18 protein-coding genes, 2 tRNA genes and 3 rRNA genes are annotated in these 25,416 nt (G+C 65.5%); 15 read left to right on the top strand and 8 right to left on the bottom strand.

The genetic code is table 11. The annotated features are described in order from the left end of the window. The first annotated feature begins 96 nt into the window (after positions 1–96). The 6 genes from ACWHMB_RS00115 (at position 97) to ACWHMB_RS00090 (ending at position 7,003) form a co-directional block, all read left to right on the top strand. On the top strand, positions 97–1,443 hold the full coding sequence (locus tag ACWHMB_RS00115; RefSeq protein WP_377484543.1) for a UDP-glucose dehydrogenase family protein: 1,347 nt from the start codon (positions 97–99) through the stop codon (positions 1,441–1,443). A gap of 230 nt (positions 1,444–1,673) precedes the next feature. After that, a complete protein-coding gene (locus ACWHMB_RS00110; protein ID WP_377484545.1) occupies positions 1,674–3,908 on the top strand; it encodes an NADP-dependent isocitrate dehydrogenase in 2,235 nt (744 codons plus the stop codon). A 78-nt stretch (positions 3,909–3,986) separates the two neighbouring features. Then, entirely contained in the window at positions 3,987–4,871 is an 885-nt protein-coding gene (locus tag ACWHMB_RS00105) for an AEC family transporter (protein WP_377484547.1), read from the top strand. 59 nt (positions 4,872–4,930) lie between these two features. Continuing rightward, entirely contained in the window at positions 4,931–5,695 is a 765-nt protein-coding gene (locus ACWHMB_RS00100; protein WP_377484549.1) for an alpha/beta fold hydrolase, read from the top strand. Positions 5,696–5,768: 73 nt separating this feature from the next. Then, a complete protein-coding gene (locus ACWHMB_RS00095; RefSeq protein WP_377484551.1) occupies positions 5,769–6,404 on the top strand; it encodes a hypothetical protein in 636 nt (211 codons plus the stop codon). Further along, positions 6,404–7,003, top strand: coding sequence for a hypothetical protein (locus ACWHMB_RS00090; RefSeq protein WP_377484553.1), 600 nt, complete (start codon positions 6,404–6,406; stop codon positions 7,001–7,003). The genes ACWHMB_RS00095 and ACWHMB_RS00090 overlap by 1 nt, the downstream gene beginning before the upstream one ends. Before the next feature lie 90 nt (positions 7,004–7,093). Here the strand turns inward: ACWHMB_RS00090 and ACWHMB_RS00085 are convergent, their stop codons facing one another. From ACWHMB_RS00085 to ACWHMB_RS00065, 5 genes are all read right to left on the bottom strand, one after another. After that, the gene (locus tag ACWHMB_RS00085; RefSeq protein WP_377484555.1) at positions 7,094–9,055 is read right to left on the bottom strand and encodes a PhoX family protein; all 1,962 of its coding nucleotides are present in this window, start codon (positions 9,053–9,055) and stop codon (positions 7,094–7,096) included. 362 nt (positions 9,056–9,417) lie between these two features. After that, positions 9,418–9,726 (bottom strand): type II toxin-antitoxin system RelE/ParE family toxin, encoded by a 309-nt coding sequence (locus ACWHMB_RS00080; RefSeq protein ID WP_377484556.1) that lies wholly within the window; start codon positions 9,724–9,726, stop codon positions 9,418–9,420. After that, entirely contained in the window at positions 9,723–9,953 is a 231-nt protein-coding gene (locus tag ACWHMB_RS00075; protein WP_293222360.1) for an addiction module protein, read from the bottom strand. Before ACWHMB_RS00075 ends, ACWHMB_RS00080 begins: the two co-directional genes overlap by 4 nt. Positions 9,954–10,064: 111 nt before the next feature. Beyond that, positions 10,065–10,754 carry a hypothetical protein gene (locus ACWHMB_RS00070; RefSeq protein ID WP_377484558.1) on the bottom strand — a complete coding sequence of 230 codons (690 nt, stop codon included), beginning with the start codon at positions 10,752–10,754 and terminating at the stop codon, positions 10,065–10,067. Positions 10,755–10,799: 45 nt separating this feature from the next. Beyond that, on the bottom strand, positions 10,800–11,501 hold the full coding sequence (locus ACWHMB_RS00065; RefSeq protein WP_377484560.1) for a glutathione S-transferase N-terminal domain-containing protein: 702 nt from the start codon (positions 11,499–11,501) through the stop codon (positions 10,800–10,802). A gap of 74 nt (positions 11,502–11,575) precedes the next feature. On the opposite strand from ACWHMB_RS00065, the gene ACWHMB_RS00060 reads away from it, so the two are divergent. Next, positions 11,576–12,550 carry a PDR/VanB family oxidoreductase gene (locus ACWHMB_RS00060; protein WP_377484562.1) on the top strand — a complete coding sequence of 325 codons (975 nt, stop codon included), beginning with the start codon at positions 11,576–11,578 and terminating at the stop codon, positions 12,548–12,550. 69 nt (positions 12,551–12,619) lie between these two features. Next, a complete protein-coding gene (locus tag ACWHMB_RS00055) occupies positions 12,620–14,089 on the top strand; it encodes a M20/M25/M40 family metallo-hydrolase (RefSeq protein WP_377484564.1) in 1,470 nt (489 codons plus the stop codon). A gap of 72 nt (positions 14,090–14,161) precedes the next feature. Here the strand turns inward: ACWHMB_RS00055 and ACWHMB_RS00050 are convergent, their stop codons facing one another. From ACWHMB_RS00050 to ACWHMB_RS00040, 3 genes are read right to left on the bottom strand one after another with little or no spacing between them, the layout of a single operon-like run. Then, the gene (locus ACWHMB_RS00050; RefSeq protein ID WP_377484566.1) at positions 14,162–14,668 is read right to left on the bottom strand and encodes a methyltransferase family protein; all 507 of its coding nucleotides are present in this window, start codon (positions 14,666–14,668) and stop codon (positions 14,162–14,164) included. Further along, positions 14,661–15,842, bottom strand: coding sequence for an MFS transporter (locus tag ACWHMB_RS00045; protein ID WP_377484568.1), 1,182 nt, complete (start codon positions 15,840–15,842; stop codon positions 14,661–14,663). Before ACWHMB_RS00045 ends, ACWHMB_RS00050 begins: the two co-directional genes overlap by 8 nt. Before the next feature lie 13 nt (positions 15,843–15,855). Next, entirely contained in the window at positions 15,856–16,575 is a 720-nt protein-coding gene (locus ACWHMB_RS00040; protein WP_377484570.1) for a 16S rRNA (uracil(1498)-N(3))-methyltransferase, read from the bottom strand. 44 nt (positions 16,576–16,619) lie between these two features. On the opposite strand from ACWHMB_RS00040, the gene ACWHMB_RS00035 reads away from it, so the two are divergent. The 7 genes from ACWHMB_RS00035 to rrf all read left to right on the top strand — a co-directional run bounded on the left by ACWHMB_RS00035 (position 16,620) and on the right by rrf (position 25,368). Beyond that, complete coding sequence (locus ACWHMB_RS00035) at positions 16,620–17,381, top strand: zf-TFIIB domain-containing protein (protein ID WP_377484572.1); 762 nt, start codon at positions 16,620–16,622, stop codon at positions 17,379–17,381. Positions 17,382–17,610: 229 nt separating this feature from the next. Next, the gene (locus tag ACWHMB_RS00030; RefSeq protein WP_377484574.1) at positions 17,611–19,719 is read left to right on the top strand and encodes an acetoacetate--CoA ligase; all 2,109 of its coding nucleotides are present in this window, start codon (positions 17,611–17,613) and stop codon (positions 19,717–19,719) included. Between the two features lie 401 nt (positions 19,720–20,120). Next, positions 20,121–21,649 (top strand): 16S ribosomal RNA (locus ACWHMB_RS00025). 101 nt (positions 21,650–21,750) lie between these two features. Beyond that, positions 21,751–21,827, top strand: a tRNA-Ile gene (locus ACWHMB_RS00020). 19 nt (positions 21,828–21,846) lie between these two features. Beyond that, positions 21,847–21,922, top strand: a tRNA-Ala gene (locus ACWHMB_RS00015). 321 nt (positions 21,923–22,243) lie between these two features. Next, a 23S ribosomal RNA gene (locus ACWHMB_RS00010) occupies positions 22,244–25,112 on the top strand. Between the two features lie 143 nt (positions 25,113–25,255). Continuing rightward, positions 25,256–25,368 (top strand): 5S ribosomal RNA (gene rrf / locus ACWHMB_RS00005). The 16S, 23S and 5S rRNA genes sit together here with 2 tRNA genes alongside, the layout of an rRNA operon. Positions 25,369–25,416: the final 48 nt, after the last annotated feature.

The raw sequence follows: 25,416 nt of genomic DNA, 5'->3' as shown, positions 1-25,416 counted from the left end.
AAACCATTTTTTGGCTGTTTTTCTGCGCCCTCTGCGAATCCTTTGCGTTCTCTGCGTTCGGCTGTTCGTTTTCAAACCTTCCACAGTTCAATTGACATGAAAGTCACCATCTTCGGCACCGGCTACGTCGGCCTGGTCCAGGGCGCGGTGCTGGCCGACGTGGGCCACGACGTGCTGTGCGTGGACGTGGATGCGGCCAAGGTGGCGGCCCTGCAGGCGGGCCGGATCCCCATCCACGAGCCCGGGCTGCAGCCCATGGTGCAGGCCAACCAGGCCGCTGGGCGCCTGCGCTTCACCACCGACGCCAGGGAAGGCGTCACCCATGGCCGGCTGCTCTTTTTGGCCGTGGGCACGCCGCCCGACGAGGACGGCAGCGCCGACCTGCAGCATGTGCTGGCCGTGGCGCGCACCATCGCCACGCACATGGCCGCGCCCAAGACCATCGTCAACAAGTCCACCGTGCCGGTGGGCACCGCGGACCAGGTGGCCGACACGGTGCGCACGGTGCTGGCCGGGCGCGGCGCGCAGATCGCCTTCGAGGTCGTCTCCAACCCCGAATTCCTCAAGGAAGGCGCGGCCGTGGCCGACTGCAAGCGGCCCGACCGCATCGTCATCGGCACCGCCAGCGCGGCCGCCGAGGCGCAGCTGCGCGAGCTCTACGCCCCCTTCAACCGCAATCACGACCGCATCGTGATGATGGACGTGCGCAGTGCCGAGCTGACCAAGTACGCCGCCAACGCCATGCTGGCCACCAAGATCAGCTTCATCAACGAAATCGCCGGCCTGGCCGAACGCCTGGGCGCCGACATCGAGGCCGTGCGCCGCGGCATCGGCAGCGACCCGCGCATCGGCTACAGCTTCATCTACCCCGGCGCAGGCTATGGCGGCAGCTGCTTTCCCAAGGATGTGAAGGCCCTCATCCACACGGCGCAATCCACCGGTTTCACGCCCGAGCTGCTGCTGGCCGTGGAGCGGCGCAACGACGCCCAGCGCCAGACGCTGGGTGAGCGCATCGTCGCCCACTATGGCGGCAGCCTTCAAGGCAAGACCATCGCCGTCTGGGGCCTGGCCTTCAAGCCCGAGACCGACGACATGCGCGAGGCGCCCAGCCGCTACCTGCTGCAGGCCCTGTGGGCCGCGGGCGCCCGGGTGCGCGCGCACGACCCGGCCGCCATGGGCGAGGCCCGCCGCATCTTCGGCGAGCGAGCCGACCTGACCCTGTGCGAGAGCCCCGCCGATGCCCTGCAGGGCGCGCACGCGCTGGCCATCGTCACCGAGTGGAAGATCTTCCGCGTGCCGGACTTCGAGCAGATCGCGCAACGCCTGCGCGACCGCATGATCTTCGATGGCCGCAACCTGTACGACCCGGCGGTCGTCGCCGGCCACGGCCTGGGCTACGTCAGCATCGGCCGGCCGGGCGTGTCGCCGCCGGACAAGGCGTGAGCGGGCGCGCGGTCATCCGACACCGATTTTTACAACAAAATGAGGCCCCGGCCCTTGTCTGACCTGCGTCAACAGCTATCAAAACAATAGGCCCCGCGGGGTTGCCGCACACCGCGTAACATCGCTCCCTGGGCCGGCGGCGGCACGCGCGATCGCGCGCGCCGCCCGCCACGAGCCGGCCGGCCCCCACTCGACCCCATCCCGATCCGAGCCCACAGGAGTTTTCGCGCATGAGCACGCCGTCCACCATCATCTACACCCTGACCGACGAGGCGCCCGCGCTGGCCACGGCCTCCTTCCTGCCCATCGTGCGCACCTTCGCACGGGCGGCCGGCATCGACGTGCAAACCAGCGACATCTCGGTGGCCGCGCGCATCCTGGGGCAGTTTCCCGAGCGCCTGAAGCCCGAGCAGCGCGTGCCCGACAACCTGGCCGAGCTGGGCAAGCTGACGCTCAAGCCCGAGGCCAACATCATCAAGCTGCCCAACATCAGCGCCTCGGTGGCGCAGCTCAAGGCCGCCATCAAGGAGCTGCAGGAGCACGGCTACGCGGTGCCCGACTTTCCCGAGAGCCCCGCCACCGACGAAGAAAAGGACATCCGCGCGCGCTACAACAAGTGCATCGGCTCGGCCGTCAACCCGGTGCTGCGCGAGGGCAACTCGGATCGCCGCGCGCCGCGCGCCGTCAAGGAATACGCGCGCAAGCACCCGCACAGCATGGCCGAGTGGAGCCCGGCCTCGCGCTCGCACGTCTCGCACATGTTCGACGGCGACTTCTACAGCGGCGAAAAGTCGATGACGCTGGACAAGGCGCGCGACGTCAAGATGGAGCTGATCACCCAAAGCGGCAAGACCATCGTGCTCAAGCCCAAGGTCGCCCTGCAGGACCGCGAGGTGATCGACAGCATGTTCATGAGCAAGAAGAAGCTGCTGGCCTTTTATGAGCAGCAGATCGAGGACGCGCGCAAGACCGGCGTGATGTTCTCGCTGCACGTCAAGGCCACCATGATGAAGGTGAGCCACCCCATCGTGTTCGGCCACTGCGTGCGCATCTTCTACAAGGAGGCGTTCGCCAAGCACGCCAAGCTGTTCGACGAGCTGGGCGTCAACGTCAACAACGGCATGGTCGACCTCTACAACAAGATCGCCGCGCTGCCCAAGAGCGTGCAGGACGAGATCAAGGCCGACATCCACGCCTGCCACGAGCACCGCCCCGAGCTGGCGATGGTCGATTCCAGCAAGGGCATCACCAACTTCCACTCGCCCAACGACGTCATCGTCGATGCCTCGATGCCGGCCATGATCCGCAACGGCGGCAAGATGTACGGCGCCGACGGCCGCCTGAAGGACGTCAAGGCCGTGATGCCCGAGAGCACCTTCGCCCGCATCTACCAGGAGATGATCAACTTCTGCAAGTGGCACGGCGCGTTCGACCCCAAGACCATGGGCACCGTGCCCAACGTCGGCCTGATGGCCCAGCAGGCCGAGGAATACGGCAGCCACGACAAGACCTTCGAAATCCCCGAGGACGGCACGGCCAACATCACCGACCTGGCCACCGGCGAGGTGCTGATGAGCCAGCACGTTGAGGCCGGCGACATCTGGCGCATGTGCCAGGTGAAGGACGCGCCGATCCGCGACTGGGTCAAGCTGGCCGTCACGCGCGCGCGCCAGTCGGGCATGCCGGTCGTCTTCTGGCTCGACCCGTACCGCCCGCACGAGGCGCAGCTCATCACCAAGGTCAAGATGTACCTGCACGAGCACGACACCAACGGCCTGCAGATCGAGATCATGAGCCAGGTGCGCGCCATGCGCTACACGCTGGAGCGCGTGATCCGCGGGCTGGACACCATCAGCGCCACCGGCAACATCCTGCGCGACTACCTGACCGACCTGTTCCCCATCATGGAGCTGGGCACCAGCGCCAAGATGCTGTCCATCGTGCCGCTGATGGCCGGCGGCGGCATGTACGAGACGGGTGCCGGCGGCTCGGCGCCCAAGCACGTCGAGCAGCTGGTGGAAGAAAACCACCTGCGCTGGGACTCGCTGGGCGAGTTCCTGGCGCTGGCCGTCAGCCTGGAAGACCTGGGCCACAAGAACCAGAACGCCCAGGCCGGCGTGCTGGCCAAGACGCTGGACGCCGCCACCGGCAAGCTGCTGGACGAGGACAAGAGCCCGCGCCGCAAGACCGGCGAGCTGGACAACCGCGGCAGCCACTTCTACCTGGCGCTGTACTGGGCGCAGGCGCTGGCCGCGCAGACCGAGGACCCGGCGCTGGCCGCGCGCTTCAAGCCGCTGGCCGACGCCCTGGCCGCCAACGAGCAAAAGATCGTCGGCGAACTGGCGGCGGTGCAGGGCCATGGCGCCGACATCGGCGGCTACTACCAGACCGACGAGACCAAGACGGCGGCCGTGATGCGCCCCAGCAAGACCTTCAACGACGCGCTGGCGGCCGCCGCGCACTGAGCGGCGCCATCACCGCACCCCGCGCTGCCACTCGCAGCCGCGCGCGGGGTGGCGTCCTGCCCTTGATTCGCCGCCCCCATGCTGCTCACCCTGCTCAACATCGTGCTGCCCGTGTTCGCCGTGGCGGGGCTGGGCTTTGCCTTTGGCCGGCGCCAGCGGCGCGAGCCCGACATGGGCTTCATCAATCACGCCAACGTGATGGTGTTTTGCCCGGCGCTGGTGTTCTCGGCGCTGCTGGGGCATCCGGTCAGCCTGCGGCACAGCTGGCCGCTGGTGGCCGCCGGCGTGGGGATCATCGTGCTGCCCGGCCTGCTGCTGGCGCTGGTGCGCCGGCCCGGCCTGGCGCGGCCGGGCTTTCTGGTGACGGGCATGTTCCGCAACACCGGCAACCTGGGCATTCCGCTGATGATGCTGGCCTATGGCCAGCAATTGCTGGGCGACATCGTCATCCTGTTCGTCATCTCCAACCTGCTGCAGTTCTCGCTCGGGCTGATGCTGCTGTCGCGCGCGGCCGGGCGCTGGCAGTGGCTGCGCAACCCCAATGTCTGGGCCGCCGTGGCGGGCGTGGCGCTGGCGCCCTGGCGCCAATACATTCCGGGCTTCGTCACCACCACGGCCGAGCTGGCCGGCCAGCTGGCCATTCCGCTCATGCTGTTCGGGCTGGGCGTGCGCATGTCGCGCGACCGCATCGAGCAGTGGGCGCTGCCGCTGCGCGTCAATGGCCTGTACCTGCTGGCCGGCCTGGTCACGCTGCCGCTGGTGCTGTGGCTGCTGCCGCTCACGCCCGAGTGGTCGCGCCTGGTGGCGCTGTCGGTCATGCTGCCGCCGGCCGTGATCAACTACCTGCTGTGCGAGCAGTACCAGGTCGACCCCAAGGCCGTGGCCAGCGTGGTGCTGGTGGGCAATGCGCTGTCGCTGGTCACCATCCCGCTGGTGGTGTGGGCCACGCTGACCTGGCTGTAGGGGCGTGCCGCCTATGATGCAGGCGCACCCTCTTGCACCCCGACGATAGGAGACCACCCATGCCCAACACCCACCTGCTCATCGGCGCCGGCGCGCACAAGCTCATCGCGCTGCACGGCTGGTTCGGCCACGCGCATGGCTGGGGGCCGTTCACCCGGCACCTGAACGGCCGCGACTTCAGCTACGCCTTCATGGACCAGCGCGGCTATGGCGGCATGCGTGGCCAGGGCGGGCCCTACACGGTGGAGCAGATCGCGCAGGACGCGCTGGCGCTGGCCGACCAGCTGGGCTGGCGGCGCTTTTCACTCATCGGCCATTCGATGGGCGGCAGCGCCATCCAGCAGGTGCTGGTGGCCGCGCCCGAGCGCGTGCGCGCGCTGGTCGCCATCACGCCCGTGTCGGCCGCCGGCGTGCCCTTCGACGAGCAAGGCTGGCAACTTTTCACCGCCGCCGGCCACGACGTGCAAGCGCGCCGCACCATCATCGACTTCACCACCGGCAGCCGCCTGACCGGCACCTGGCTCGACGCCATGGCCGCCAGCACGCAACAGCAGTCCGACGACGAGGCCGTGGCCGGCTACCTCGGGTCGTGGGCCAAGACCGCCTTCGTCGACAAAATCCAGGGCCAGAAATTGCCCGTGCTGGTGCTGCCCGGCGAGCACGACCCCGCCCTGGGCGAGGCCGCCTGCCGCGCCACCTGGATGCAGCACTACCCCAACGCGCAGCTGCGGGTGCTGGCCAACGCCGGCCACTATCCGATGGACGAGACGCCGGTCATCCTGGCGACGTGGGTGGAGCAGTTTCTGGCCGGCGTGCCGGCGTAGCGGCGTCGGCCGGCATCCCGCCGAGGCCGCCCACTGGCGACATGCCCACCCCCGTTTCACGCAAGGAGAACCCATGCCGATTCATTCCGCCATCGCCGCTCGGGCGCTGACCGTGCTGCTGGCCGCCAGCCTGGGCGCCGGCGCCGCCTGGGCCGACAAGCCCGAATGGGCCGGTGGCGGCAAGGGCCGCGACGGCTCGCCCGGCCAGGTGAAGCAGCGCGGCGACCATGGACCGCGCGCCGACCGCGGACCGCGCGGCGACCGCAACGACCAAGGCGAGCGCCGCCGCCATGCGGACGAGCGCCGTCCGCGCGCCGAGCGCGACCACCGAGACCGCCGCGACCACCGCGATCGGCGTGACGCGCGCCCGCCGGTGGTCGTGCTGCAGCCCGGCCACTACTTCAACGACGGCCAGCGCCGCGATGCCCGCCAGTGGTACGGCGACCAGTACCGCAGCGGCCGCTGCCCGCCCGGCCTGGCCAAGAAGCACAACGGCTGCCTGCCGCCGGGGCAGGCCAAGAAGTGGCACGTCGGCCAGCGCCTGCCGCCGGGCGTCGTCTATTACGCCGTGCCGCAGCCGGTGGTGGTGCAGCTGGGCGTGCCGCCGACCGGCTACCGCTACGTGCGGGTCGCGGGCGACATCCTGCTGCTGTCCATCGGCTCGGGCATCGTGGTCGACGCCATGGTCGACCTGAACTTCGGGTTCTGATGGCACCCGCCGCCTCGGCCCCGACGCGCCGTCACTTTCAGCGCCTGCTGGGCGCCGCCGCGCTGGGCGGCCTGCTGCCCACCCTGGGCGCCTGCGCCGCCGGCAGCGGCGCGCCCGGCTACACCGTGTCGCGGCAGCGGCTGAACGAGTTGCTGGCGCACAGCTTTCCGGTCACGCGCGGCCTGCTGGGCGGGCTGGCCGAGCTGACGCTGTCCTCGCCGCGCCTGAACCTGCTGCCGGCCTCCAACCGCATCGCCACCGCGTTCGACTTGGCCTTGGTCGAGCGCCTGGCCGGCACGCGCCACACCGGCGCGCTGGACTTGGACTGCGGCCTGCGCTTCGACCTGGCCGAAGGCGTGGTGCGCATGGTCGACGTGCAGGTCAACCGCCTGAGCATCGACCGGCTGCCGCCCGCGCAGCAGGCGCTGGTGCAGCAGTACGCGCCCGGCATCGCCCAGCAGCTGCTGCAAAACCTCGTGCTGTACCGCGTGCCCGCCGAGCAACTGGCGCTGGCGCGCAACCTGGGCTGGACCCACGCCACGCTGCGCGTGCTGCCCGATGCGCTGCGCATCGAGCTGGGGCCGACGCCGCCGCGCTGACGGGCGCGCCGGCATTTATTAGCCAAATCGGGCTCTAACCGGCACGGGGCAAGCGCGAGCAGCTATTCAATCGATAGTTGAAAAAGCCGCCTACAGCGCCGGCTGCTTTGTGCTGCCCGTCAGGTAGCCCACGGCCGCCCCGAACTTGCCCTTGTAGTTGGCCTTGATCAGCGGATCCAGCTGGTCCTTCACCACGTTGTGGATGCCGCCCCAGTCGCCGGCGTGCTGGAAGTTGCTCATGATGTAGGTCCAGCCGTTGATCTCGTCCACCGCGTGCAGGCCGGTCGATTCGCCGCCCGCGGGGATGGACATGATGCGTGAGAGCTGCCGGGTGTCGATGTTGTAGGCCCACAGGAAGTTGTTCACGTGCTGGCTGCTGTCCTCGCCGATGAACAGGGTGCGCAGCTTTTCCGAGAACTTGAGGTTGTCGGGGTTGGCCATCTTGGCGGGGTTGGCCGTGTTGCCCAGCGCGTCGGCGGCGATGTCCTCGCCGGCCAGCAGGGCCTTGGTGTCCACGGGCATCCATTCGCTGTTGATGGCGGCACCGGCCGTGTCCTTCTGAGCGCCGCGCAGGTTCAGCGCCATCACCACGCCCGCCTTCAGCACCTTGGGGATGGCGATGCCGTTGCCCGGCACGTTGGCGGCGTCGCCCGTGACCATGGATTTTTCGCAGTTCTGCAGCGCCGAATAGGCCACCTTGTCGGCCGCGTTCACGGTCGTGCCCTCCATCTTGGAGAAGCCCATGCTGGCGCCCATGAACGCGGCGTAGCGGTGGGTTTCGAGGAAGGCGGCGGCCTTTTCCATGCCGGGGTTGATCTTGATCCACTCGGCCCGGCCGTTGGCGACGATCTTTGTGTAGCTGGCGTCGTTGGGGTCGGCCTTGGCCACGGTCATGATGTCGGCGGGCTGGAGGGTGCCCGCCAGCTGCTCGATCTCGGCGCTGCTGGCATGGCCCAGCTTGATCCAGCTCAAAGGCGCGGCGCTGCCCGCGGCCGGGTCGATGGAGAAGCCCGCGCCCAGCTTGGCGGCGTACAGCGTGCCCGCCGACAGATCCTTTTCCTTGTCGGCCACGAAGACGAAGTAGGCGCTGTTGGTGGCGTCGTCGCCCATCAGCGCGGTGCGCTGGTCGGGCATGACCTGCACCAGCTCGTGCGAGATGCGGCCCATGCAGAAGTGCTTCTTGATGGAGGCCGTGCCGTCGGGGTTCACCGTCACCTCGGGCATGTGGCCGTAGTGGTAGGCCTTGGCCGTGTTCTCGTTGCCATACAGGTTCTGGCTGTAGGCCTTGAACATGGTGTTGCTGGCGATGCTGAAGGCATCGGGCTCGTACTCCTCGCTGGACAGGTGCGTGCCCCAGGGCGACAGGCTGGCGCCGCAGGTGATCCACAGGCCGTGCACCCTGGAGGTGTCCACGTTGTGGTACTTCACCAGGCTCAGCTTGCCGGTGGTGGAGTCCTGGTCCAGCGTCAGCACGGCAATCGGCGAGGGCAGCTTGCCGTACATGTCGGTCTTGCCGTCCTGCGCCCAGGTGGTGTATTCGAACTGCACCACGGCGAACACGGGCTTGCCCTTCACGCCGTCGACCTTGGCATTGGGCACGGTCAGCAGCGAGGTGCCGTCGGGCGAGTCGGAGAAGAAGTGGCGCTCGGCGCCGGCCACGCTGGTGTCCATGATGGGCTGGTTGTGGATGTCGTAATAGCCGCCGGCCAGCAGCTTGCCACCCTTGCCGTCGGCGACCCTGTCGCCGGTGATGAAGAAGGGCTGGTAGGCCAGCGTGTAGGTCTGGGTCGAGCCGTCCGCATACGTGACCTCGAGCGCCGAGCCCACCGTGGTGGTGGCCATGGCCGCCGCATTGGCCAGCGTGGGCGCGGCCATCGACGTGAAGCGGGCCGACTTGAACGCCGGCGGCGCGGACGGCGCCAGGGGCGTGTCGTCGCCGCCGCAGGCGGACAGCAGGCCGGCGGCCGACACGCCGGCGCCCACGGGCAGCAGCGGCAGGCCGGCGAACATCTTCAAGGTCTTGCGGCGATTGGGGGTGAAGTTGTGGTGCATGGGTTTCTCGAGCGTTGAATGAAGCCGCGTCCCGCCTGCGCGAGGCGTGACGACGCGGATCGGTGCCAGGCGGCAGGGGCCGCCCGGTCGCGTGAGAAATGCTAGAAAGCCGCCGTGACAAGGGCGTGACGGCTGGGTGACGGGGGTGTGACGGGGCGGGGGACCGTGTCGATCGCTCAACGGCCGTTGGCGACACCGAATGCTGCTGAATTTATAGCTGCTTGCGCTTGATGCACGCCGGCTGCGATCCGATTTGGCTTGAAATTTCGTAGGCTGGGTCAGCGCAGCGTAACCCAGCGAGGAAAGGATTGTTCACCCGAACCCTTGCATTCGTGGCGTGTCCAGTCGAGCGAAGGGTTGGGTCAGTCGTCATTCCGCTGCACGCGATGGAGCCAGTATTCTGGAAGCTGATGGTCGCCGGCTACCGCATGAATCAGAATGCCGAAGTCAGTCTCTGTGTAGACGAGTTTGAAGGGAAAGTCCGCGACGAGGCGGCGCCTGGTGCCCGCTGGGCCTGCCTTGCCGTGAAGCGGAAACGCGGCTGCGAGTTGCGCGGCTTGCTCGATCTCGGCGCGAAAGCGCGCACCAAGCCCATGGCGAAGCGTTTCGTAGTAGGCCGTCTGTGCCAGGAACTCCGCACGAGCCTCCCGAGTGAAGCGGGCCCGCTTCACGGCGCTATGTGGCGCGCCTCGGCAAAGACGTCTGCGGCGTCGAAGGTCTCAACCTCGCCTCGTTCGTACGCGGCAACGCGACGTTCGATTTCCTTGGCCCAAGCGGCCTCGACCTCGGCGATGGGCGACTCGTGCAAGGTTTCCAGCAGCAGGTCCACGAGGCGCGAGCGCTCTTCGACCGGCAGGCGGCGGGCTTGACCAGCGAGTTCGGCAACGAGATCTGGCATGAGGACTCTCCCAACGGCTTGCCCATGATACGCGCCCGTGCCAGAGGGGGCGTCGGGGCCGTCCGCGTTCAAGCCGGGAAATGTTCATCTGCCCCCACTTTTCTTGACGGCTTAGCTATCTGCCTTCGCTCGAACGTCCTGAAGGTACTTTTCTGCTGCGCTTAGCGTCTCAAGGGACATATGCGGATTCTTGGCCGCCATCGCCAAGAACAGCCTGCTTTCGCGAAGGAAGAGGCGAGCGAACCAGCCACGCGCAAGCCCCTTGTTGCTATGCCGGAGATCCGTTCGGATCGCGTTCAAAAACTTCTCCGTTAGGAATACGCTCTGGGCGTCGGGCCTCCCGGCGGCAAGATGCTCTTTCCACTCGGCGAATACCTGCACTACTTCTGGGCCTCCCCACAAAACTAATTTGCCAGTGAAGTCTCGGAAAAAGGCAACCATATCAGGAGTCTGTTCTCCTTCAGCGGCCTTTCCTTCGGTGAACCACACTGAGAAAAATTGCGTAAGGAACTGGTCGTATATCTCCAACTTCTTGTCGCGATGCAGCGCATCCAGCTCCTTTTGCCGTTCGAAGTACTTTCCTAATGTCACAGTGAGAGTTGCGACGAGAACGGTGGTGACTGCGGCAATCAGAGCGGCCCCGATTTCCTTGGGAACGGTGGAGAGGTAACTCCCAAGTGAATACAACGCCCAGCCGAGGCCGCCAATCGAGCCGAATATGACTGCGAACGCGAATACGATAGCTAAGGCGCGGCTAAGTCGGAGAAGTATGTTCGGCTGGCCATTGAATTCACGCGCCACCGAAGGTGGTCGCGTGGAAGGAATAATTGGGTCGCTGTAACCTGTTCAGGCCGGCACCTTCAACCCCCGCTGCACCGCCGGCCGCGCGACGAAGGCGTCCAGCACGCGCCGCACCTGGGCAAAGCGCTCGAAGCCGACCAGCTCGCCCGCCTCGTACCAGCCGACCAGGTTGCGCACCCACGGAAAGATGGCGATGTCGGCAATGCTGTAGTCCTCGCCCAGCATCCAGGCGCGGCCCTTCAGGTGGCCGTCCAGCACCTGCAGCAGGCGCACGCTTTCGTCGACGTAGCGGCGCAGCGGGCGCTTGTCTTCATAGTCCTTGCCGGCGTATTTGTGAAAGAAGCCGACCTGGCCGAACATGGGGCCGATGCCGCCCATCTGCCACATCAGCCACTGCAGCGCGTGGTAGCGCGCGGCCGGGTCCTGGGGCAGCAGCTGGCCGGTCTTGTCGGCCAGGTAGACCAGGATGGCGCCGGACTCGAACAGCGCCAGCGGCCGGCCGCCCGGGCCGTGGGGGTCCAGGATGGCGGGGATCTTGTTGTTGGGGTTGAGCGAGAGGAACTCGGGCGACAGCTGGTCCTGCGTGTCGAAGGCGACGCGGTGCGCCTCGTAAGGCAGGCCGGTTTCCTCCAGCGCGATGGAGGCCTTGACGCCGTTGGGCGTGGTCAGTGAATACAGCTGCAGGCGATCGGGGTGGCGCGCGGGCCACTTGCGGGTGATGGGGAAGGTGTCGAGGGTGGAGGTCATTGCGCCAATATAGCCGGCGCGCGCAGCGTCGGCGCGGCGCGGTATCGTCACGCCCTCAACGGGAGATTTGATCCATGTCCACCCCCACCCTTGCCGCGCTGGTGTACGCCATTCGCTGGGAAGCCCAGGACGTCGTCAGCGTCGAGTTGCGGCCGGCGACAGCCGAGGTGCCGTTTCCGCCCTTCGAGGCCGGCGCGCACATCAACCTGCACCTGCCCAACGGCCTGTCGCGCAGCTATTCGCTGTGCAATTCGGACGCCGAGCGCGGGCGCTACGTGGTGGGCGTGGCGCGCGACCGCAAGACGCGCGGTGGCTCGCTGTACGTGCACGAGCAGCTGCGCGTGGGCTCGGTGCTGCCGATCGACCCGCCGCGCAACCACTTCAGGCTGGATGCCGACGCGCCGCGCAGCGTGCTGGTGGCGGGCGGCATCGGCGTCACGCCGCTGTTTTGCATGCTGCAGCATCTGGCGGCGCAGGGGCGCGCGACGGATTTCATCTATTGCGCGCGCAGCCGCCGCGACGCCGCCTTTGTCGACGCCATCGAGGCGCTGGCGCGCGAGCACGGGGTGGCGCTGACCCTGCACTTCGACAGCGAGCACGCCGGCCCGCCCGACCTGGCGCGGCTGCTGGCCGGCAAGGGTGCCGACAGCCACTTCTATTGCTGCGGGCCCACGCCCATGATCAGCGCCTTCGAGCAGGCCTGCGAGCGGCTGGGCTACGCCAACACCCACATCGAGCGCTTCACCGCCGCGCCGCCGCCCGCCGCCGACTTGGGCGGTGGCTTCGAGGTGGTGTGCGCCAAGAGCGGCAAGACGGTGGCCGTGCCCGAGGACCAGTCGATCCTGGACGCGCTGATCGACGCCGGCCTGAGCCCCGACTACAGCTGCACCGAGGGCGTGTGCGGCACCTGCGAGACGGCCGTCATCGAATGCGACGGCGAGCTGGAGCACAAGGACAGCGTGCTGACCAAGGGCGAGCGCCAGGCCGGCAAGACCATGATGATCTGCGTGTCGCGTTGCAAGGGTACGCGCCTGGTGCTGGACATTTGAACCGTATCTCACGCCGGCGCGCATTGGCGTAGAGTTGACGCACCCCCCAGAGCGCCGGAGATTGCCGCCATGAACGCCCCCCACACCCCCGAACTCGCCGCCGTCATGGACGCCGCGACCGCGCAGCGCCAGATCGATGCCCAGTGGGACGGCGACATCGTGCGCCAGCTGACCGACTACATCGCCATCCCGGCCAAGTCGCTGGCGTTCGACCCGGCTTGGGCCGCGCACGGCTTCATCGACACCGTGGTGCGCAACGCCGCCGCCTGGGTCGAGGCGCAGAAGGTGCCGGGCCTGACACTGGAGGTGATCCGCATCGCCGGGCGCACGCCGGTGATCTTTTTCGAGATCGCGGGCACCAAGGCCGGCAGCACGCAGACCGCGCTGATGTACGGCCACCTGGACAAGCAGCCCGAGTTCAACGGCTGGCGCGCCGACCTGGGGCCGTGGACGCCCAAGCTGGAAGACGGCAAGCTCTACGGCCGTGGTGGCGCCGACGACGGCTACGCGGTTTACGCCGCCATCGCCGCCGTGCAGGCCCTGAAGGCGCAAAAGCTGCCGCACCCGCGCATCGTCGGCCTGATCGAGACCAGTGAAGAAAGCGGCTCGCCCGATCTGCTGCCTTACATCGACGCCTTGCGCGCGCGCCTGGGCGACGTGGGCCTGGTCGTCTGCCTGGACTCGGGCGCCGGCAACTACGACCAGCTGTGGCTGACCACCAGCCTGCGCGGCATGGCGGCCGGTACGCTCAAGGTCGAGGTGCTGACCGAGGGCGTGCACTCGGGCGATGCCTCGGGCCTGGTGCCCAGCAGCTTCCGCATCCTGCGTCAGGTACTCGACCGGCTGGAGGACTCGGCCACCGGCCGCCTGCTGCCCGCCAGCTTTCACTGCCAGGTGCCGGCCGAGCGCGTCGCGCAGGCGCAGGCCACCGCGCAGATCCTGGGCGACGATTTGTTCAAGCGCTTTCCGTGGGTGCACTACGACTGCGGCGGCAAGGACCAGTCCGTGCTGCCCATGAGCAGCGACCCGGTCGACGCCCTGCTGGCGCGCACCTGGCTGCCCACGCTCAGCGTCACCGGGGTGGAAGGCCTGCCCGCGCTGCAGGACGCCGGCAACGTGCTGCGCCCCTACACCGCCTTCAAGCTCAGCCTGCGCCTGCCGCCGCTGGTCGACGCCGCCGCCGCCGTGCAAGAGCTCAAGCAACTGCTGGAAGACAACGCGCCCTACCAAGCGCGCGTGACCTTCGACAGCCAGGGCGGCGCCACCGGCTGGAACGCGCCCGACACCGCGCCCTGGTTCGCGCAGGCGCTGGACGCCGCGTCGCTGGCGCACTTCGGCGCGCCCTGCGGCTACATCGGCCAGGGCGGCACCATCCCGCTGATGAGCCAGTTGAGCGAAGGCTTTCCCACCTCGCAGATGATGGTCTGCGGCGTGCTCGGCCCCAAGAGCAACGCCCACGGCCCCAACGAGTTCTTGCACCTGCCCTACGCCAAGCGCCTGACGGCGGCGGTGGCCGAAGTGATTGCGCGCATGCCCTGATTCTTAAGTCGAATCGGGCTCTGGCCGGCGTGCAGCAAGCGCCGGCAGCTATCAAATCAGGATTATTTTGGTCTACAGCCAGCGCCGCACGCGCGCCGCGTAGCGCTCGAACTCGGCGCCGAAGCGCGCGCGCAGCACGCGCTCCTCGCCCCTGATCTGCAGCCCCGTCAGCAGCGCCATCGACAGCGGCAGCCCCAGCCACGCGGCGGCGTTGCCCAGCCACACCGCCCAGCCGGCCAGCACCACCAGCATGCCCAGGTACATGGGGTTGCGCGTCACGCGGTAGACGCCGTCCGTCACCAGCGCGCGGGCGCGCTCGGGCGCCATCGGGTTGACGGTGGTGCGCGCGCGCCGAAACGCCGCCACCCCCGCCAGCGCCAGCGCGCCGCCCACGGCGGCCAGGGCCAGCGCCGCGACCGTGGCGACGGTCGAAGCACCGATCGGGCGGCCCAGGGGCCACAGCTGCGCGCCGGGCAGCGCGCCCGCCAGCCACCACATCAGCGCCGCGCACGCCGCATCGATGACGGGCGGCGGCACCCGGCCTTCGTACCAGCGCCGCAGCGGCAGCGGCTCAGCCATGCGCCACCGGCGGCGTGGCGCGCTGGCGCAGCGCCAGCCAGGCCAGCGCCGCCGCCATCAGCGCCAGCGGCACCAGCGAGCCGTAGTTCAGCAAGGCCCAGCCCTGCGTGGTCACCAGCGCGCCCGAGGCGAACGAGGTCACCGACATGGTGGCGAACACGCAGAAGTTGATGGCGGCCTGCGCGCGGTCTTTTTCCTCCGGCCGATACGCGGTCAGCGCCAGCGTGGTGGCGCCGGTGAACAGGAAGTTCCAGCCCACGCCCAGCAGCAGCAGGGCGCTGACAAAGTGCATCAGCTCCACGCCCGACAGCGCGACGGCCACGCACACCCCGTTCAGCACCACGCCCACGCCCATGATGGGCAGCGCGCCGAAGCGCTTGATGAGGTGCCCGGTGACGAAGCCCGGCGCGTACATGCCGATCACGTGCCACTCCAGCACCAGCGCGGTGGCGCTGAACTCGAAGCCGCACACCTGCATGGCCAGCGGCGTGGCGGCCATCAGCAGGTTCATCACGCCATAGCCCAGCGCCGCGCCCAGCGTGGCGACGATGAAGATCGGCTGGCGCATGATCTGCCCCAGCGGCCGCCCCTGCGGCGCGTGCGCGGCTTGCGCGTGCACCGGCGGAAACTCGATCAGCGCCATCACCCCCATGGCCAGCAGCGCCACCACCGCCAGCGCCAGGTAGGCGCCGACAAAGGGCGTGGGCAGCAGCGTGCGCGTCCACGACGCCAGGTTGGGCCCGATGATGCCGCCCAGCAGCCCGCCGGCCAGCACCAGCGACACCGCCTTCTCGCGCCACGCGGGCGCGGTCAGTTCGGCGGCGGCAAAGCGGTACAGCTGGCCGTTGGCGTTGTAGTAGCCGGCGATCACCGTGGCCGTCAGCAGCAGCCAGAAGTGCTGGTGCGCCGCCGCGTACGCCGCCAGCAGCGCCGAGCCCAGGGCCACCAACAGCCCGATCTGGAACGAGCCGCGCCGCCCGAAGCGCGTCTGGCTGCGCGCCACCAGTGGCGCCGCCAGCGCGCCGCCCACCACGTAGCCCATTACCGGCAGGGTCGCCATCCAGGCGTGCGGCGCCAGTCGCAGGCCCACCAGGCCGTTGATGGCGATGAAGGTGACGTTGTTGATCAGGAACAGGCCCTGGACCAGGGTCAGCAGCAGCAGTTTGCGGTTCATGGGGTGACGATGTTCAGGGCAGGGTCAGCAGGCTGAGTGCCGCCAGCGGCGCGGTCTCGGCGCGCAGCACGCGCGGGCCCAGGCTGCGCGCAGCATAGCCGGCGGCGCGCGCGACCGCTTCCTCGTCGGCGGCCAGCCCGCCTTCGGGGCCGGACAGCAGGGTGACGGGCGCGCCCGCATCCAGCGCCGCCGCGCTGGCGCGCAGGCCGGGCGCGGCGCCGTCCAGCGACAGCAGCCAGCGCGCACCGTCCGCGGCTTGTTGCAAATACTCTTGAAGTGATAGCTGCTCGCGCACGTCCAGCAAGCGGTTGCGGCCACTTTGCTCGCAAGCGGCGATGGCCACGGCCTGCCAGTGGGCGCGCTTCTTGGCGGCGCGCTCGCCGGCCAGGCGCAGGCTGCTGCGCGCCGTCAAGACCGGCGTCAGGCTGGCGGCGCCCAGCTCGGTGGCCTTTTCCACCAGCCAGTCCATGCGCTCGGCGGCCATCAGGCCCACGGCCAGGTGCACGGCGCGCGCGGCCTCGCGCTCGATGGGCTGGTGCGCGGCGATGTCCACTTCCACGTCGGCGCGGCCCATGCGCGCGACGGTGGCGGCCCATTCGCCGCCAGCGCCGTCGAACAGCGTGACGGCCTGACCCGGCTGCAGGCGCAGCACCTGCACGTGGCGCGCCGCGCCCGGCGGCAGGGCAAGGCGGGCGCCGGCGGCCAGCGCCAGCGGGACGTGAAAGCGGGGCATTGGCGGTGCGCGGTGAAAGCCTGCAATGGTACGCTGCGCCCACCATGCTGGACCCCGTCGCCGTCACCGCCTTGACACCGCCGCTGGCCTGCCCTTCGTGCCGCGCGCCCATGAGCGCACGCGCCGTGGCCGGGCACAACGGCGCGCGCATCGCGCTCGATTTGTGCCACGCCTGCCGCGGCCTGTGGTTCGACGAGGGCGAGAGCCTGCGCCTGGCGCCCGATGGCATCGTCGACTTGTTCGGCGAGCTGAACGCGCACAAGGACGACGCGCAGACCCCGCTGGGGCACGACTTGGCCTGCCCGCGCTGCCGGCGCACGCTGGCTGAGGGCGTGGACCTGGTGCGCACCGGCCGCTACTTCACCTACCGCTGCCCGCAGCGGCACGGGCGCTTCGCCACCTTTGCCGCCTTCATGATCGAAAAGGGCTTCGTGCGCCAGCTTTCCGCGCCCGAGATCGCCGACCTGGCCGAGCGCGTGCGCATCATCCACTGCGGCAGCTGCGGCGCGCCGATCGACCTGCGCCAGCACGACGCCTGCCCCTACTGCCATTCGGCGCTGTCGCTGCTCGACCCCAAGGCCGTGCAGCAGGCGCTGGCCGACTACCAGGCGCGCGCCCAGCGCGCCGCCGCCGGCCCGCGCGCGCCCGACCTGGCCGACGCGCTGATCCGCCTGGAGCAGGACCGCGAGCGCGTCAAGCGCGAGGAGCAAAAGGAGCGCTGGCAGGGCACCGCCCGCGCCGACGACCTGTGGGCCGTCGGCCTGAGCGAGGTGTGGGGCTGGCTCAGCGCGCGCGTCAAATCCTGATTTGATAGCTGCCTGCGCTTTACGGAAGCGGGCTGCAGACCAGTTTGGCTTGAAATCTTGAGTTTTACTTGGGCGCGTGCGCCGGCAGCACGGCATCGATGCCGGCGGTGATGAAGTCGTTCAGCAGCGGCGCGGCGGCCGCTCATCACCGCGCCCAGCCGTGCAAACCCCGAGCGAAATCCGGCCGTCGAGGGCTGCGGCGCGTGCCCGGCGGGTCAATAATTCCGGCATGACCCAGCCCACCCCAGCCACCTCCGCGGGCCTTGCGCCCAACGTTCCCCAGATCCGCCTGTACCAGGACTGGCTGCGCCGCGAGCGCGGCCTGACGTTTGCCACGTATCGCGATCTGTGGACCTGGTCCACCACCGAGCTGGATGCGTTCTGGCAAAGCATCTGGGACTACTTCGAGCTGCGCTCGCCCACGCCGCACACGGCGGTGCTGGGCAAGAACGTGATGCCCGGCGCCGAGTGGTTCCCGGGTGCGCAGGCCAACTACGCGCACCAGGTGTTTCGCCACGTCGACGCGGCGCACGCCGCCGGCGTGCCGGCCATCGTCAGCGACGACGAGAAGGGCCAGGCGCGCGAGCTGAGCTGGCCCGAGCTGCGGCGCCAGGTCGCCTCGCTGGCGCTGCACCTGCAGGCGCAGGGCGTGCGCCCGGGCGACCGCGTGGCGGCCTACCTGCCCAACGTGCCCGAGACCATCGTCGCCTTTCTCGCCGTCGTCAGCCTCGGCGCGGTGTGGAGCGTGTGCGCGCCCGACATGGGCACCAACGCGGTGCTCGACCGCTTCAGCCAGATCGAGCCCGCGGTGCTGATCGCCGCCGACGGCGTCAGCTGGGCCGGGCGCGACATCGACCGCAGCGCGGTGCTGCAAGAGTTGCGCGCCAAGCTGCCCAGCGTGCGGCACCTGGTGGTGCTGCATCACCCAGCTGCTTCAGAATCCATAGCTGACAGCGCAGACTGGATGCAGGCCATCGCCCGAAACGATCAGGAAACCGCGGCCTTCGAGCCGCGGTGGCTGCCGTTCGAGCATCCGCTGTGGATCGTCTACTCCAGCGGCACCACCGGCCTGCCCAAGCCGATCGTGCATTCGCACGGCGGCATCGTGCTGGTGTCCACGGCCAGTGCGCTGCACATGGACGTGGGCTGCAGCTATCGCCCCAACAACTTCGGCGAGCGCTTTCACTGGTACAGCTCCACCGGCTGGATCATGTGGAACTCGCAGACCTCGGGGCTGTTGTCGGGCACCACCTGCGTGCTCTTCAACGGCAGCCCGGGCGGGCCGCGCGACGCGCCCGACTGGACCACGCTGTGGCGCTTTGCCGCGCGCCACGGCGTCACGTACCTGGGCTCGGGCGCGGCGTTTTACGCCGGCTGCGCCAAGGCCGGCGTCGACATGGCGCAATGCGGCGACCTGTCGCGCATCCGCGCCCTGGGCACCACCGGCTCGCCGCTGTCGCCCGAGGTGCAGCAGTGGGGCACCGAGCAGTTCCGTCGCATCGCCAAAACGCCGGCCCAGCAGGACATCTGGTGGATGAACATTTCCGGCGGCACCGACTTCGCCGGCGGCTTCATCGGCGGCACGCCCGAGCTGCCGCAGCAGCCCGGCGTCATGCAATGCCGCATGCTGGGCGCCGCGGTGGAGGCCTGGAACGAGGCCGGCGCGCCGGTGCTGGGCCAGGTCGGCGAACTGGTCTGCGCCCAGCCCATCCCGTCGATGCCGCTGTACTTCTGGAACGACCCCGGCAACGCCCGCTACCTGGCCAGCTACTTCGAGATGTACCCGCCCGGCCACGGCCGCAAGCCCGGCGGCGGCGACCTGGACGCCAGCGCCGGCAGCGTGTGGCGCCATGGCGACTGGCTGCGCGTGGGCGACGAGAGCGGCCAGGGCGAATGGTGCGTCATCTACGGGCGCTCGGACGCCACCATCAACCGCCAGGGCCTGCGCATGGGCACCAGCGAGATCTACAGCGCGGTCGAGTCGCTGCCCGAGGTGCTCGACTCGATGGTGGTCGACCTGGAATACCTGGGCCGCGAGAGCTACATGCCGCTGTTCGTCGTGCTGCGCCCCGGCGTGGCGCTGGACGATAGCCTGAAGAAGCGCATCAACGACGCCATCCGCCAGGCGCTGAGCCCGCGCTTCATGCCGAACGCCATCTTCCAGGTGCCCGAGATTCCGCGCACCCTGTCGGGCAAGAAGCAGGAGCTGCCGATCAAGAAGCTGCTGCTGGGCCAGCCGATCGACAAGGTGGTCAACCGCGAAGCCATGGCCAATCCCGGCTCGCTGGCTTGGTACGTCGACTTCGCCCAGCGGCGGCAGGACGGCCGGGTGGCCTGAACCAGCGGCCCCGGGCCCGCTGGTTCGCCGGGCGAGGGCGGGACGTTTGCCCCGCAGCCGAGGGGTCGGGCCAGCCCGCGCCGGCGCGCTGTGGCATAATTCGCCCTTCGCTCTTTCGACCACGGTCGCAGGGCGGCACAAGAGGTTCAATGACCTTCAAGTTTGACAGGTCATTGAGAATCGAGTGATAATTCAAGGCTTCGCTGATCGCAGCGAGGATGACGCAAGACGGGTAGTTTTGCGTGTTGGATCATTAACAAGATACAGCCGATAAGCGTGGGCGTTTGGTGGCGAATTGCCAAGTTCTTTCAGGACTAAAACAAACGCTCATGAAGATAGAAGTGAAGTTCACTTCAATTCCGTTTAAGTGAGTGACTCGAGAGAGTATAAATTTCAAGATCGAACTGTAGAGTTTGATCCTGGCTCAGATTGAACGCTGGCGGAATGCTTTACACATGCAAGTCGAGCGGCAGCGCGGGGCAACCTGGCGGCGAGCGGCGAACGGGTGAGTAACACATCGGAACGTGCCCAGACGTGGGGGATAGCCCGGCGAAAGCCGGATTAATACCGCATGTGATCTGAGGATGAAAGTGGGGGACCGCAAGGCCTCACGCGTTTGGAGCGGCCGATGGCAGATTAGGTAGTTGGTGGGGTAAAGGCTTACCAAGCCTGCGATCTGTAGCTGGTCTGAGAGGATGATCAGCCACACTGGGACTGAGACACGGCCCAGACTCCTACGGGAGGCAGCAGTGGGGAATTTTGGACAATGGGCGCAAGCCTGATCCAGCCATTCCGCGTGCAGGACGAAGGCCTTCGGGTTGTAAACTGCTTTTGTACGGAACGAAAGGGCTCTCTCTAATACAGGGGGCATATGACGGTACCGTAAGAATAAGCACCGGCTAACTACGTGCCAGCAGCCGCGGTAATACGTAGGGTGCAAGCGTTAATCGGAATTACTGGGCGTAAAGCGTGCGCAGGCGGTTTTGTAAGACAGAGGTGAAATCCCCGGGCTCAACCTGGGAACTGCCTTTGTGACTGCAAGGCTGGAGTGCGGCAGAGGGGGATGGAATTCCGCGTGTAGCAGTGAAATGCGTAGATATGCGGAGGAACACCGATGGCGAAGGCAATCCCCTGGGCCTGCACTGACGCTCATGCACGAAAGCGTGGGGAGCAAACAGGATTAGATACCCTGGTAGTCCACGCCCTAAACGATGTCAACTGGTTGTTGGGAATTCATTTTCTCAGTAACGAAGCTAACGCGTGAAGTTGACCGCCTGGGGAGTACGGCCGCAAGGTTAAAACTCAAAGGAATTGACGGGGACCCGCACAAGCGGTGGATGATGTGGTTTAATTCGATGCAACGCGAAAAACCTTACCCACCTTTGACATGTACGGAATCCTGCAGAGACGCAGGAGTGCTCGAAAGAGAGCCGTAACACAGGTGCTGCATGGCTGTCGTCAGCTCGTGTCGTGAGATGTTGGGTTAAGTCCCGCAACGAGCGCAACCCTTGCCATTAGTTGCTACGAAAGGGCACTCTAATGGGACTGCCGGTGACAAACCGGAGGAAGGTGGGGATGACGTCAAGTCCTCATGGCCCTTATAGGTGGGGCTACACACGTCATACAATGGCTGGTACAAAGGGTTGCCAACCCGCGAGGGGGAGCCAATCCCACAAAGCCAGTCGTAGTCCGGATCGCAGTCTGCAACTCGACTGCGTGAAGTCGGAATCGCTAGTAATCGTGGATCAGCATGTCACGGTGAATACGTTCCCGGGTCTTGTACACACCGCCCGTCACACCATGGGAGCGGGTTCTGCCAGAAGTAGTTAGCCTAACCGCAAGGAGGGCGATTACCACGGCAGGGTTCGTGACTGGGGTGAAGTCGTAACAAGGTAGCCGTATCGGAAGGTGCGGCTGGATCACCTCCTTTCTGGAAAAAAAGCAATTCAAGCTCAAACGTCCACACTTATCGGTTGTTGGAAGGTGTCGCCAGCGGTCCGGGCAAGAGACAGGCCCGCGGTTGACCGACTAGGGTCTGTAGCTCAGTTGGTTAGAGCACCGTCTTGATAAGGCGGGGGTCGTTGGTTCGAGACCAACCAGACCCACCATTTCCTCCAGCACAGAACCGGGGGATTAGCTCAGCTGGGAGAGCACCTGCTTTGCAAGCAGGGGGTCGTCGGTTCGATCCCGTCATCCTCCACCAAGATTTCAATATCAAAGCATCGACAGGCGACTGCATCGGTGTTTTGATATTGGCATTGCCAATAATTGGAGTCGCAAGACTTCCGGCTGTTCTTTAACAATTCATAGAGTCGAATCAGCGTTGTCGACGGAAAGGACCAGATCGTCAAGGTCTTGTCCACCGTGCCGTCGGCAACAATTTTTGATTGCGTCACAAACGAATTCAACGCGAGTTGTATTCGAGTAATCCGAGCGAAAGCTCGATTACGGCATAACGCGCCAGGTGAAAGACCTGGCAAGTCCTTGATAGGCTTTGGTTTCGTGAGAAACGTCAAAGTTATAGGGTCAAGTGACTAAGAGCATGTGGTGGATGCCTTGGCGATGATAGGCGACGAAGGACGTGATAGCCTGCGATAAGCTTCGGGGAGCTGGCAAATGAGCTTTGATCCGGAGATTTCCGAATGGGGAAACCCACCGAAAGGTATCTTGCGATGAATACATAGTTGCAAGAGGCGAACCGGGTGAACTGAAACATCTCAGTAGCTCGAGGAAAAGACATCAACCGAGATTCCGAAAGTAGTGGCGAGCGAAATCGGAGCAGCCTTCTAGTGATAGCACGAGCGTTAGCAAAACGAGCTGGAAAGCTCGGCCATAGCAGGTGATAGCCCTGTATGCGAAAGCGCACGTGTGGTACCAGGCTAGAGACAAGTAGGGCGGGACACGTGTAATCCTGTCTGAACATGGGGGGACCATCCTCCAAGGCTAAATACTCATCATCGACCGATAGTGAACTAGTACCGTGAGGGAAAGGCGAAAAGAACCCCGGGAGGGGAGTGAAATAGATCCTGAAACCGCATGCTTACAAAAAGTCGGAGCCCTTCGGGGTGACGGCGTACCTTTTGTATAATGGGTCAGCGACTTACATTCAGTGGCAAGGTTAACCGAATAGGGAAGCCGAAGAGAAATCGAGTCCGAATAGGGCGTTCAGTCGCTGGGTGTAGACCCGAAACCAAGTGATCTATCCATGGCCAGGATGAAGGTGCCGTAACAGGTACTGGAGGTCCGAACCCACTGGTGTTGCAAAACCAGGGGATGAGCTGTGGATAGGGGTGAAAGGCTAAACAAACTTGGAAATAGCTGGTTCTCTCCGAAAACTATTTAGGTAGTGCCTCAAGTATTACCTGCGGGGGTAGAGCACTGTTTTGGCTAGGGGGTCATGGCGACTTACCAAACCAAGGCAAACTCCGAATACCGCAGAGTACAGCTTGGGAGACAGTGCACCGGGTGCTAACGTCCGGACACAAGAGGGAAACAACCCAGACCGCCAGCTAAGGTCCCTAAAATTGGCTAAGTGGGAAACGAAGTGGGAAGGCTAAAACAGTCAGGATGTTGGCTTAGAAGCAGCCATCATTTAAAGAAAGCGTAATAGCTCACTGATCGAGTCGTCCTGCGCGGAAGATGTAACGGGGCTAAGCCAGTTACCGAAGCTGCGGATGCACACGCAAGTGTGCGTGGTAGGAGAGCGTTCTGTAAGCCTGTGAAGGTGGCTTGTAAAGGCTGCTGGAGGTATCAGAAGTGCGAATGCTGACATGAGTAGCGTTAAAGGGGGTGAAAAGCCTCCTCGCCGTAAGCGCAAGGTTTTCTACGCAACGTTCATCGGCGTAGAGTGAGTCGGCCCCTAAGGTGAGGCAGAGATGCGTAGCTGATGGGAAACAGGTCAATATTCCTGTACCGATGTGCAGTGCGATGTGGGGACGGATCCTAATAGGTCATCCAGTTATTGGATTCTGGTTTGGGCAGATGTAGGCGACAAGTAGGCAAATCCGCTTGTCATATACCGAGGCTGCCGATCGAGCGAGCTTGCTCGTGAAGTGACTGAACGGGGTTCCAGGAAAAGCCACTAAGCTTCAGCTGTACACGACCGTACCGCAAACCGACACTGGTGCGCGAGATGAGTATTCTAAGGCGCTTGAGAGAACTCTGGAGAAGGAACTCGGCAAATTGACACCGTAACTTCGGAAGAAGGTGTGCCCAAGTAGTGTGATGAGAACATCTGAGCATGAAAGGGTTGCAATAAATAGGTGGCTGCGACTGTTTATCAAAAACACAGCACTCTGCAAACACGAAAGTGGACGTATAGGGTGTGACGCCTGCCCGGTGCTGGAAGATTAATTGATGGGGTGCAAGCTCTTGATCGAAGTCCCAGTAAACGGCGGCCGTAACTATAACGGTCCTAAGGTAGCGAAATTCCTTGTCGGGTAAGTTCCGACCTGCACGAATGGCGTAACGATGGCCACGCTGTCTCCTCCAGAGACTCAGCGAAGTTGAAATGTTTGTGATGATGCAATCTCCCCGCGGAAAGACGGAAAGACCCCATGAACCTTTACTGTAGCTTTGTATTGGACTTTGAACGGATCTGTGTAGGATAGGTGGGAGGCTTTGAAGTGCGGTCGCTAGATCGCATGGAGCCAACGTTGAAATACCACCCTGGTGCGTTTGAGGTTCTAACCTGGGTCCCTTATCGGGATCGGGGACAGTGCATGGTAGGCAGTTTGACTGGGGCGGTCTCCTCCCAAAGCGTAACGGAGGAGTTCGAAGGTACGCTAGTTACGGTCGGACATCGTGACGATAGTGCAATGGCATAAGCGTGCTTAACTGCGAGACTGACAAGTCGAGCAGATGCGAAAGCAGGACATAGTGATCCGGTGGTTCTGTATGGAAGGGCCATCGCTCAACGGATAAAAGGTACTCTGGGGATAACAGGCTGATACCGCCCAAGAGTTCATATCGACGGCGGTGTTTGGCACCTCGATGTCGGCTCATCTCATCCTGGGGCTGTAGTCGGTCCCAAGGGTATGGCTGTTCGCCATTTAAAGAGGTACGTGAGCTGGGTTCAAAACGTCGTGAGACAGTTTGGTCCCTATCTTCCGTGGGCGCTGCAGATTTGAGAAAGCCTGCTCCTAGTACGAGAGGACCGGAGTGGACGCACCCCTGGTGTACCTGTTGTCACGCCCGTGGCATCGCAGGGTAGCTAAGTGCGGAAGAGATAACCGCTGAAAGCATCTAAGCGGGAAACTCGTTTCAAGATGAGATCTGCCGGGGCCTTGAGCCCCCTCAAGAGTCGTTCTAGACCAGGACGTTGATAGGCTGGGTGTGCAAGGGCAGCAATGCTCTGAGCTAACCAGTACTAATTGCTCGTGCGGCTTGACCCTATAATTTTGATCAGCCCGATCAAAACTGTTATGCCAAGTGACGCAAACAAAATATTCGCGTAATATTCATTCGTGAAATACCGAAGCTGATCCGCTCTGTGAATTGGTCTGGCAGTCAACCGACTGCCAGACAACAAGTTATGCCTGATGACCATAGCAAGGTGGCCCCACTCCTTCCCATCCCGAACAGGACCGTGAAACGCCTTAGCGCCAATGATAGTGCGGACTCCCGTGTGAAAGTAGGACATCGTCAGGCTATTACAGCCAAAACGCCCCATCCAACAAAGGATGGGGCGTTTTTTTT

It is taken from the genome of Ottowia pentelensis, from assembly GCF_964341695.1.
Note: the sequence above shows the minus strand (reverse complement) of the source record. Positions and strands in the feature narration are given on the sequence as shown.

Bases quoted from the DNA above. Each gene is read 5' to 3' on its own strand.
- ACWHMB_RS00115 (WP_377484543.1), top strand. From the start codon at position 97: ATGAAAGTCACCATCTTCGGCACCGGCTACGTCGGCCTGGTCCAGGGC.
- ACWHMB_RS00110 (WP_377484545.1), top strand. From the start codon at position 1,674: ATGAGCACGCCGTCCACCATCATCTACACCCTGACCGACGAGGCGCCC.
- ACWHMB_RS00105 (WP_377484547.1), top strand. From the start codon at position 3,987: ATGCTGCTCACCCTGCTCAACATCGTGCTGCCCGTGTTCGCCGTGGCG.
- ACWHMB_RS00100 (WP_377484549.1), top strand. From the start codon at position 4,931: ATGCCCAACACCCACCTGCTCATCGGCGCCGGCGCGCACAAGCTCATC.
- ACWHMB_RS00095 (WP_377484551.1), top strand. From the start codon at position 5,769: ATGCCGATTCATTCCGCCATCGCCGCTCGGGCGCTGACCGTGCTGCTG.
- ACWHMB_RS00090 (WP_377484553.1), top strand. From the start codon at position 6,404: ATGGCACCCGCCGCCTCGGCCCCGACGCGCCGTCACTTTCAGCGCCTG.
- ACWHMB_RS00085 (WP_377484555.1), bottom strand. From the start codon at position 9,055: ATGCACCACAACTTCACCCCCAATCGCCGCAAGACCTTGAAGATGTTC.
- ACWHMB_RS00075 (WP_293222360.1), bottom strand. From the start codon at position 9,953: ATGCCAGATCTCGTTGCCGAACTCGCTGGTCAAGCCCGCCGCCTGCCG.
- ACWHMB_RS00065 (WP_377484560.1), bottom strand. From the start codon at position 11,501: ATGACCTCCACCCTCGACACCTTCCCCATCACCCGCAAGTGGCCCGCG.
- ACWHMB_RS00060 (WP_377484562.1), top strand. From the start codon at position 11,576: ATGTCCACCCCCACCCTTGCCGCGCTGGTGTACGCCATTCGCTGGGAA.
- ACWHMB_RS00055 (WP_377484564.1), top strand. From the start codon at position 12,620: ATGAACGCCCCCCACACCCCCGAACTCGCCGCCGTCATGGACGCCGCG.
- ACWHMB_RS00050 (WP_377484566.1), bottom strand. From the start codon at position 14,668: ATGGCTGAGCCGCTGCCGCTGCGGCGCTGGTACGAAGGCCGGGTGCCG.
- ACWHMB_RS00045 (WP_377484568.1), bottom strand. From the start codon at position 15,842: ATGAACCGCAAACTGCTGCTGCTGACCCTGGTCCAGGGCCTGTTCCTG.
- ACWHMB_RS00040 (WP_377484570.1), bottom strand. From the start codon at position 16,575: ATGCCCCGCTTTCACGTCCCGCTGGCGCTGGCCGCCGGCGCCCGCCTT.
- ACWHMB_RS00035 (WP_377484572.1), top strand. From the start codon at position 16,620: ATGCTGGACCCCGTCGCCGTCACCGCCTTGACACCGCCGCTGGCCTGC.
- ACWHMB_RS00030 (WP_377484574.1), top strand. From the start codon at position 17,611: ATGACCCAGCCCACCCCAGCCACCTCCGCGGGCCTTGCGCCCAACGTT.